This is a genomic window from Acidobacteriota bacterium (assembly GCA_016195325.1).
In the GTDB taxonomy this organism is placed as follows: Bacteria; Acidobacteriota; Polarisedimenticolia; order JACPZX01; family JACPZX01; genus JACPZX01.
In genome coordinates this window covers 1-8,970 of the sequence record JACPZX010000100.1, presented here as the reverse complement: position 1 = coordinate 8,970, position 8,970 = coordinate 1, and the positions used below count along the sequence as shown (strand labels likewise).

General features: G+C 64.7%; 8 protein-coding genes. 4 read left to right on the top strand and 4 right to left on the bottom strand.

From position 1 onward, the window contains the following. The 4 genes from gyrA to dnaA form a co-directional block, all read right to left on the bottom strand. The coding region (gene gyrA / locus HY049_17290; GenBank protein MBI3450654.1) for a DNA gyrase subunit A at positions 1–2,434 on the bottom strand (2,434 nt) is incomplete at its 3' end. Between the two features lie 58 nt (positions 2,435–2,492). Continuing rightward, positions 2,493–4,916 (bottom strand): DNA topoisomerase (ATP-hydrolyzing) subunit B, encoded by a 2,424-nt coding sequence (gene gyrB, locus HY049_17285; protein ID MBI3450653.1) that lies wholly within the window; start codon positions 4,914–4,916, stop codon positions 2,493–2,495. Positions 4,917–4,929: 13 nt separating this feature from the next. Beyond that, positions 4,930–6,039: a DNA polymerase III subunit beta gene (gene dnaN, locus HY049_17280; GenBank protein MBI3450652.1), complete on the bottom strand. Its 1,110-nt coding sequence runs from the start codon at positions 6,037–6,039 to the stop codon at positions 4,930–4,932. Between the two features lie 290 nt (positions 6,040–6,329). Then, the gene (gene dnaA / locus HY049_17275; protein MBI3450651.1) at positions 6,330–7,637 is read right to left on the bottom strand and encodes a chromosomal replication initiator protein DnaA; all 1,308 of its coding nucleotides are present in this window, start codon (positions 7,635–7,637) and stop codon (positions 6,330–6,332) included. A gap of 430 nt (positions 7,638–8,067) precedes the next feature. Here dnaA and rpmH point away from each other — a divergent pair, with 430 nt between their 5' ends. From rpmH to HY049_17255, 4 genes are all read left to right on the top strand, one after another. Next, positions 8,068–8,202 (top strand): 50S ribosomal protein L34, encoded by a 135-nt coding sequence (gene rpmH, locus HY049_17270; GenBank protein MBI3450650.1) that lies wholly within the window; start codon positions 8,068–8,070, stop codon positions 8,200–8,202. Continuing rightward, on the top strand, positions 8,199–8,570 hold the full coding sequence (rnpA, locus tag HY049_17265) for a ribonuclease P protein component (protein ID MBI3450649.1): 372 nt from the start codon (positions 8,199–8,201) through the stop codon (positions 8,568–8,570). The genes rpmH and rnpA overlap by 4 nt, the downstream gene beginning before the upstream one ends. Further along, on the top strand, positions 8,570–8,785 hold the full coding sequence (gene yidD, locus HY049_17260; protein ID MBI3450648.1) for a membrane protein insertion efficiency factor YidD: 216 nt from the start codon (positions 8,570–8,572) through the stop codon (positions 8,783–8,785). Before rnpA ends, yidD begins: the two co-directional genes overlap by 1 nt. Beyond that, positions 8,786–8,970, top strand: a 185-nt coding sequence (locus HY049_17255) for a membrane protein insertase YidC (protein MBI3450647.1), incomplete at its 3' end; no start/stop codon positions are given.

Below are 8,970 nucleotides of genomic sequence, written 5' to 3'. Positions count from 1 at the left end.
TCTTCTCGGCGAGCTTGGCGACCGACACGAGCTTGTCGCCGCCCTCGACGGAGATGAGGCGCACGCCCTGGGTGGCGCGGCCCACGACGCTCGTCTGCTTGACGCGCATCCTCATGATCATCCCCTGCACGGTGATGAGCATGATCTGGTCGTCGTCCTTGACCGCTTTCACGCCGACGACGGTGCCGTTGCGGGGGGTGGTCCGGATGTCGATGATACCGTACCCCCCTCGCGTCTGCTTCCGGTACTTCGCGATCTCGGTGCGCTTCCCGTAGCCGTTTTCCGTGACGGTCATGATGTGCGTCGCGCCCGCGAGCGTGTCCATCTCGACGACGTAGTCCTTCTCGCGGAGCTTGATCCCGCGCACGCCGCGCGCCGCGCGCCCCATGTCGCGGACATCGTCCTCGTGGAATCGGATGATCTTCCCGCCGTGCGTCGCCAGGATGATGTCCTGCGTGCCGTCGCTGAGGCGCGCGCCGAGGAGGTCGTCGCCCGCGTCGATCGTCAGCGCGATGATGCCGCCGGTTCGGATGTTCTGGAAGTCGGTGAGCGGGGTCTTCTTGATGACCCCCTTGGCGGTCGCCATCACGACGTAGGTCTTCAGCTCGAACTCCTTGATCGCGACGAGGGCCATCACCTTCTCCTCGGCCGCGAGGTTCACGAAGTTCACGAGCGCCTTCCCCTTCGCCGAGGCGCCGACCTCGGGGAGCTCGAAGACCTTGACCCGGTGCACCTTTCCCTTGCTCGTGAAGATGAGAAGGCTCGCGTGCGTCGACGCGATGAAGAGGTGCTCGACGAAGTCCTCGTCGCGCGTCGTCATGCCGACGCGCCCCTTCCCGCCCCGCCGCTGCGTCCGGTAGATGTCGAGCGGGCTGCGCTTGATGTACCCGGTGTGGGACACGGTGACCACCATGTCCTCTTCCTTGATCATGTCCTCGAGGAGGATCTCGTCCACGAAGGGGACGATCTCGGTGCGCCGCTCGTTGGCGTACGTGGCCCTCACCTTGCGGAGCTCCTCGACGATGATCTCGCGGACCTTCTGCTCGCTGCCGAGGATTCCCATCAGGCGCGCGATCTCCCGGAGCGTGTCCTCGTACTCCTGGATGATCTTGTCGCGCTCGAGCCCGGTGAGGCGCTGGAGCCGCATCTCGAGGATCGCCTGCGCCTGGAGGTCGCTCAGCTTGAACTTGAAGCGAAGCTGCTCCTTGGCGGTCTGCGGGTCGCGCGCCGCGCGGATCGTCGCGATCACCTCGTCGAGGTGATCGAGCGCGATCTTGAGCCCTTCCAGGATGTGGGCGCGCTCCTCGGCCTTCCGGAGCTCGAAGGCGGTGCGCCTCAGGACGATTTCGCGCCGGTGCGCGACGAAGGCGTCGAGCATCTCGCGGAGCGTGAGAACCTTCGGCTGGCCGCCCACGATGGCCAGGAGAATGCAGCCGAAGGAGTCCTGGAGCTGTGTGTGCTTGTAGAGGAAATTGAGGATGGGCTGCGGCGCCTCGTCCTTCTTGAGCTCGAGGACCAGCCTCATCCCCTCGCGGCTCGACTCGTCCCGGATGTCGGCGATCCCCTCGACGCGCTTCGATCGGACGAGATCGGCGATCTGCTCGATGAGGCGGACCTTGTTCACCTGGTACGGGATCTCGGTGATGACGATGCGCAGGGCGCCCTTGCGCGTCGCCTCCTCGATCTCGGCGCGGCCGCGCATGCTGATGGCGCCGCGGCCGGTGGCGTACGCCTGGCGGATCCCCTCCGTGCCGTGGATGAACCCGGCCGTCGGAAAGTCGGGCCCCGGGAGGAGCTTCATGATGTCGCCGAGCTGGCTCTCGGGCTGCTCGATCGTCAGGATGAGCGCGTCGACGAGCTCGCCGAGATTGTGCGGGGGGATCTTCGTCGCCATCCCGACGGCGATGCCGTCGGAGCCGTTGGCCAGCAGGTTGGGGATCGCGCTCGGAAGGACGAGGGGCTCCTCGAGGGATCCGTCGTAGTTCGCGACCCAGTCGACGGTCTCCTTCTCGAGGTCCTTCAGCATCTCGCCCGCGAGGCGCGACATGCGGACCTCCGTGTAGCGCATGGCCGCCGGCGGGTCGCCGTCGATCGATCCGAAGTTCCCCTGGCCGTCGACGAGCGGGTGCCTGAGGGAGAAATCCTGCGCCATGCGCACGACGGCGTCGTACACCGACATCTCGCCGTGGGGGTGGTACTTGCCGATCACGTCGCCGACGATGCGAGCGGCCTTCTTGTACGGCTTCGCGTGATCGTTCCCCATGTCGTGCATCGCGTAGAGGACACGGCGGTGCACCGGCTTGAGGCCGTCGCGGACGTCGGGAAGCGCGCGCCCGATGATGACGGACATCGCGTAGTCGAGGTACGACTTCTTCATCTCGTCGTGGATCGAGACGGGCGTCGTGCGATCGGGGCGTTCGGTCTTTTCGTCCATGGTTGGCTGCGTGCTCGGGTTGCTTTGCGCTTCCGGTGGTTGGGGGTCCGTTCCCGGGCTAGATGTCCAGGTTCCTCACGTCGAGGGCGTACTTCTCGATGAACTCGCGACGGGGCTCGACCTGCTCGCCCATGAGGACGCTGAAGATGTCGTTGGCCGCCTCGGCGTCCTCGATGCGAACCTGGAGCGCGCGGCGCGTCTCGGGGTTCATGGTCGTCTCCCAGAGCTGCTCGGGGTTCATCTCGCCGAGGCCCTTGTACCTCTGGATCGTCACCCCCTCGCGCCCCGCCTCCATGATGTGGTCGAGCAGCGCCTCCTTGTCGGGGAGCGACGTCTCGTCGCCATTGTTCGCGAGCAGGAGGGGGCCTGAGTTCATGTCGCCCGTGTCGCGGTGCGCCTGGTAGAGCCGCCGGTACTCGACGGTCCCCACGAGTCCGTCCCACGAGATCTTCGCGTCGGCGTGGCCGAGCACCTTGGATGCGACCGAGAACGCGTAGAGCGAATGCTCTTCGTCGTGCGTGATCGGCGCCACCACGCGGCCCTTCTCGAGCAGCGCCGCGGTCAGCACCTCGACCTGCTCGCGGTCCGCGAAGAAGGAGCGCTGCCAGACCCCTTCCCTGAGCAGCGTGTCGAGGATCTCGACGTCATATCCCCGCTTCTTCATCACGGTCATCAGCCGGCGCATCTCGGTGAGCCGCTCGAGCGCGGCCATCAGCGCGGGCCCCTGGTAGACCTTCCCGGCGGGCGTCGTGAGCTTGCGCTCCTCCGTCACCTTTTCGAGGATGAAGTGCTCCATCTCGGCCTCGGTCGACAGGTAGATCTCGTTCTTCCCCTTCTTGACCTTGTACAGCGGCGGCTGCGCGATGTAGAGATGGCCGCGCTCGATCAGCTCCGGGAGCTGACGGAAGAAGAATGTGAGGAGCAGCGTCCGGATGTGCGCGCCGTCCACGTCGGCGTCGCTCATCAGGAAGATCTTGTGGTAGCGGAGGCGCGAGAGATCGTAGTCCTCGAGCCCGCGCACGCCGGTCCCCAGCGCGGTGATGAGGGTCCCCAGCTCCTCGTGATTGAGCATCTTGTCGAACCGGGCCTTCTCGACGTTGAGGATCTTTCCCTTGAGCGGCAGGATCGCCTGGATCCGCCGATCCCTCCCTTGCTTCGCCGACCCGCCGGCCGACTCTCCCTCGACCAGGAAGAGCTCGGAGTGGGCGGGGTCTCGCTCCTGGCAGTCGGCGAGCTTGCCGGGGAGAGAGGTCGCGTCGAGGACCCCCTTGCGCCGCGTTGCATCACGGGCCTTCCGCGCCGCCTCCCGGGCCCGCGCGGCCTCGGACGATTTCGCGACGATGCGGCGGGCGACAAGAGGCGTCTCCTCGAAAAAGACCGCGAGGCGATCGTTGACGATTCCCTCGACGAGCCCCTTCACCTCGGTGTTGCCGAGCTTCGTCTTCGTCTGCCCCTCGAACTGCGGGTTCGGAAGCTTGACCGAGACGACGGCGCTGAGCCCCTCGCGCACGTCCTCGCCGGTGAGGGAGATGTCCTTGAGATCTTTCGTCAGGTTGTTCTTCGTCGCGTAGGCGTTGATCGTTCGCGTGAGCGCCGAACGGAACCCTGTGAGGTGCGTCCCCCCCTCCACCGTATTGACGCTGTTCGCGAAGGAGAAGATGTTGTCGTTGTACGTGTCGTTGTACTGCAGGGAGACCTCGACTTCGACTGAGTCCCTCTCGCCCTTGATGTAGATCGGCTCGGGGTGAAGGGCCGTCTTCGTGCGGTTGAGGTGCCGGATGAAGTCGCGGACCCCGTCGGCGTAGTGAAATGTCGAGGTGTGGTCCTTGCGATCGTCGCGGAATTCGATCTTGAGGCCGGGGTTCAGGAACGCCAGCTCGCGAAGGCGCTGCGAGAGGATGTCGGAGGAGAAGGTCGTCGTCTCGAAGATGGTCGCGTCCGGGTGGAACGTCACCTTGGTTCCGCGCCGCTGCGTCGTCCCCACCTGCGTGAGGGGCGTCGTCGGGATCCCCTTCGAGTAGGACTGCTGGTAGACCTTGCCGTCGCGCCAGATCTCGAGATCGAGCGATTCGGACAGCGCGTTCACGACGGAGACGCCCACGCCGTGAAGGCCTCCGGAGACCTTGTAGCTCTCGTTGTCGAACTTGCCGCCGGCGTGCAGCGTCGTGAGCACGACTTCGGCGGCCGGCCGCTTCTCCGTCGCGTGCTCGTCGACGGGGATTCCGCGGCCGTTGTCGGTGACGGTCACGCTGTTGTCGAAGTGGATCACGACCTCGATGTGGTCGCAGTGCCCGCCCAGCGCCTCGTCGACGCTGTTGTCGACGACCTCATAGACGAGGTGGTGAAGGCCCCCCTCCCCCGTCGAGCCGATGTACATGGCCGGGCGCTTGCGGACGGGCTCCAACCCCTCGAGAACCTGGATCTGCGAGGCGTCGTAGACTCCGCTCCGCACCGTGCGGGGGGTCTCGTTCCGTTCGCTCATCGTCCCCTACCGCCTAAAGCCTCATGGGCATGACGACGTACGTGTAGTTCCTGGACTCTTCACCGGCAGGTCTCAGGACCCCCTGGGTGACGTCGTCCTTGAGTTCTATCTGCACCCTGTCGGTGTCGACGATCGCGAGGAAATCGACGAGATACTTCGCGTTGAAGCCGATCTCGATCGGATCCCCCTTGAACGCGACCTCGACTGCCTCGGAGGCCTCCCCCATCTCGGGGTTCTTCGACGAGAACTCGGCCGCGCCGTCCTTCACCGCCAGCCGGACCGCTCGTGATCGCTCGTTCGCCAGCAGGCTCACCCGGTTCAACGCGGTGGCCAGTTCTTTTCGATCGAACTCCACAATCTTGTCGTTTCCCACCGGGATCACTTTTTCGAAGTTCGGAAACGTCCCTTCGAGCACCCTCGAGGTGAGCACGGCGTTGCCGACCTCGAAGAAGAGATTGTTCTCCTTGCGGGTGAAGTAGACGTCTCCGTCGAGCCCGTGCCCGAGCCTCATCAGCTCCGTGAGCGCTTTCCTGGGGACGAGGGCCCTTTCCTCCTCGGCCGGTCCCTTCATGTCTGTTGTCTCGGTCGCGTGACACAGCCGATGGCTGTCGGTGGAAACGAGCGTGATGGTCCGATCCTTCAGGATCATAAGCGCCCCGTTGAGGGCGAACCTCGCGTCGTCCGAGGTGACGGCGAAGATGACCCTCTCGATCAGTTTCTTCAGTGTCGGGCCGGGGATCTTGATCTTCGAGGCTTTTCCGGCCACCGGAAGCGTCGGAAAATCCTCCTTCGGCAGGCCCATGATGCGGAACCTGGACCTGTCGCAGACCACAGACACCCAGTTCTCGGCGTCGGACTTGATGAGGACATCTTTCTCTGGCAGGAGACGAATGATTTCGTACAGCTTCTTGGCCGCGACGCAGACAGCTCCCTCTTTATTGACCGTGACCGAGCTGCGAGAGCGGACGCTCACCTCGAGATCGGTGCCCATGACCTCGAGTCCCTCGCCGGTGATTGAGAGCAGGAGGTGCGAGAGGATCGGAACGGTGTTCTTCCGCTCGACGACTCCCTGCAGAAGCTCCAGTTCTCTGAGGATGTCAGGCTGCTTGACGACGAGTTCCATGGCTCGGCTCCTCCGGCTCGGCAGGGCGTTGGAACGGGGGATCGTCCCACGTTAAGAGACGACGATCAAGGGAAATTACAGATAAAGAGAGATCTAGAGGCCGCCGTAGGGCCTGTGGAGAATTCGGATTACGGAGGAAGCCCCAATCGCTCAAGGGCTTCTCCTGTGGAAGGACAGCGGAGCGTGAAGAGAGCGGAGGGAGCCTCTCGCGGATATCCCGGGAAGTGCCCTGTCCAGACCTCGGCGCACGGGGATCCCTGCCGCGGAAAACGGGGAGATCGGGGACGAACTCATTTGAACGCCTCAATAAAGCTGTTGACGATTCTGTCGAAATCCGGATCGGCGCGGCGCATATCCTCTATCTTCCGGATGGAGTGAAGGACGGTCGAGTGGTGCTTTCCTCCGAAGCGGCGCCCAATCTCCGGGAGTGAGGCGGGGGTCAACGTCTTGCACAGGTACATGGCGACCTGCCTTGGGAATGAGACGAGACGCGCATTGCTCCTGGCCTTGAGGTCGTTCACCCGGAGGTGGTAGTAGTTGGCGACGTACTTCTGAATCGCCTCCACCGTGATCGCTCGATCGTTGTCGGCCCAGATGTCCTTTAGCACCTCCCTCGCGAGCGCGAGGTCGAGCCGCCGCCCCGTCACGGAGACGTAGGCGAGGAGCCGCACGAGGGCCCCCTCGAGCTCTCGGATGTTCGACTTCGTCTTGCTCGCGATGAAGATCGAGACATCGGAGGGGAGGGCCACCCGCTCCGCCTCGGCCTTCTTGTTCAGGATGGCGACTTTGGTCTCGAGATCGGGAGGCTGAATGTCCGCGATCAGGCCCCACTCGAACCGGGAGCGCAGGCGCTCCTCGAGGGTCGGAATGTCCCGGGGCGGGCAGTCGCTGGTCATGACAATCTGTTTCTGCGCTTCATGGAGCGCGTTGAACGTGTGGAAGAACTCCTCCTGCGTGCGCTCTTTTTCCGCCAGGAACTGGATGTCGTCGACGAGCAGGAGATCGACGCTGCGGTAGCGCGTCCGAAAGTCGTTCGTCTTCTCGTAACGGATCGATCCGATGAGATCGTTCACGAACGTCTCCGTCGAGATGTAGCGCTGCCGCAGGTGGGGGTTGCGCGACCGCACGAGGTTTCCGATCGCGTGCATGAGATGGGTCTTGCCCAGGCCGACGCCGCCGTAAATGAAGAGGGGGTTGTACGAGCTCGACGGGGACTCGGCGACACGCAGCGCCGCGGCGTGGGCGAACTCGTTGCACGAGCTGACGACGAAGGACTCGAACGTGTAGCGCGAGTTCGGAGCATCGGAGGAGGGCTCGGTCGACCCGCGCCCGGCCAGCGCCGCGGCCCCCGGCGCAACCCCCTCGCCGTCGATCATGAATTCGAGGGTCAGCGCGTCGCGGCCCAGAGCGGACGCCGCAGAGGAGATTCGATCGAGGTAGTGCCGCCGGATCCAGTCGGCGAAGAGCCTGTTGGGCACCCGAACCTGCAGCCCCGGGCCCTCGTCACGAATCAAGGAGGTCGGTCGAAGCCAGGTGCCGAAGGCCTGCTTGCCGACTTCGCCCTCGAGGCGGGCAAGGATTCTCTGCCAGATGTCCATGCGCCGTGAGTGGTTGTCCCGTTCGAGGAGGCGGTTATCCACAGACCGTCAACAACTGTGGAAATCACCCTCCGAGATAAGATGTTCCGGTTCAGTATCTTAGGACCGCGCTGTCCAGCCTGTATGTACTTATGTAAAGTCAATAACCGGCCGGCCCAACAGGTGGTACCACCGCCGTCACGGGCCCGAGATCTAGTGCGACAGAATCAAGGAATGACGAACGTCAGGGCGCACGTTCCCCACGACTCCATCACGGCCGCCAACAACGATTCAAGCTTTTCACGGTGAGCGCGCATGCTACCACAGGCCGCGATCGCGTGACAATGATTTCCCTCGCGACACGATCAGCTTGACGAGTGTGAAGCTCCATGAGTAGGATGCGAGCCTTCGACTCCACAAAACCACACAGGAACAGAAGGCGGCGCGAGCGATGAAGAGAACCTTTCAGCCGAACGTGCGTCGGCGCAAGAAAACCCACGGGTTTCGGGCGCGGATGAAGACCAACAAGGGGCGCCTGGTCCTCAAGCGTCGGCGCGCGAAAGGGAGGAAGAGGCTGACGGTGTGACTCACGAGGGCCGCGGCGAGCGCCTGCGGCCCGAGGACCGCCTTCGAAAGAAGGTCGAGTTCGACAACGCCTACGCGACCGGCCAACGTATCCCCTCCCGCTACTTCACGCTGATAGTACGACCGACGAACCTCGAGCATCCGCGCCTGGGTCTCACCATCTCCCGCGCGGTGGGTCCCTCGGTGAAGCGAAACGCCGTGAGACGGCGACTGCGCGAGGCGTTCCGGCGAAACAGGGACGTCATGACACAGGGACTCGACATCGTCATCCAGGCCCGGCCCGGCGCACCGAGCGCCACGTACGCGGAGCTCGCGGCGGATCTGCGCCGCGCGATCGAGCGATACGGCGAAAGACGGCGTCGATCGTGATGCTTCCCACGCGCGTCGCGCTGACGCTCCTTCGAGCGTACAAGAAGCTCCTCTCTCCCCTGCTTCCCGCGGCCTGCCGGTTCCATCCCACCTGCTCCGTCTACGCTTCGGACGCGATCGCGAAATTCGGTCTCGGGCGAGGTCTTCTCCTCACCGCCCGGCGCATCGGGCGGTGCCACCCGTTTCACGCGGGTGGATTCGATCCGGTGCCCTGAATGGACCGCCGCTCCCTCCTCGCCGTGGCCCTGTCGGTCGTGGTCCTCATCGCGTGGCAGGTGATGTTCGCGCCGAAGCTGGCGCCGCGGCCCGTCGCCGCGCCGCCCGCGGCGTCCCCGGCAAGCGCCGCGCCGGGCGCGCCGACCCGGGACGCGACGGCACCGCCCGCCGCGACGGCTCCCGC

Bases quoted from the DNA above. Each gene is read 5' to 3' on its own strand.
- rpmH (MBI3450650.1), top strand. From the start codon at position 8,068: ATGAAGAGAACCTTTCAGCCGAACGTGCGTCGGCGCAAGAAAACCCAC.
- dnaA (MBI3450651.1), bottom strand. From the start codon at position 7,637: ATGGACATCTGGCAGAGAATCCTTGCCCGCCTCGAGGGCGAAGTCGGC.
- yidD (MBI3450648.1), top strand. From the start codon at position 8,570: ATGCTTCCCACGCGCGTCGCGCTGACGCTCCTTCGAGCGTACAAGAAG.
- dnaN (MBI3450652.1), bottom strand. From the start codon at position 6,039: ATGGAACTCGTCGTCAAGCAGCCTGACATCCTCAGAGAACTGGAGCTT.
- gyrB (MBI3450653.1), bottom strand. From the start codon at position 4,916: ATGAGCGAACGGAACGAGACCCCCCGCACGGTGCGGAGCGGAGTCTAC.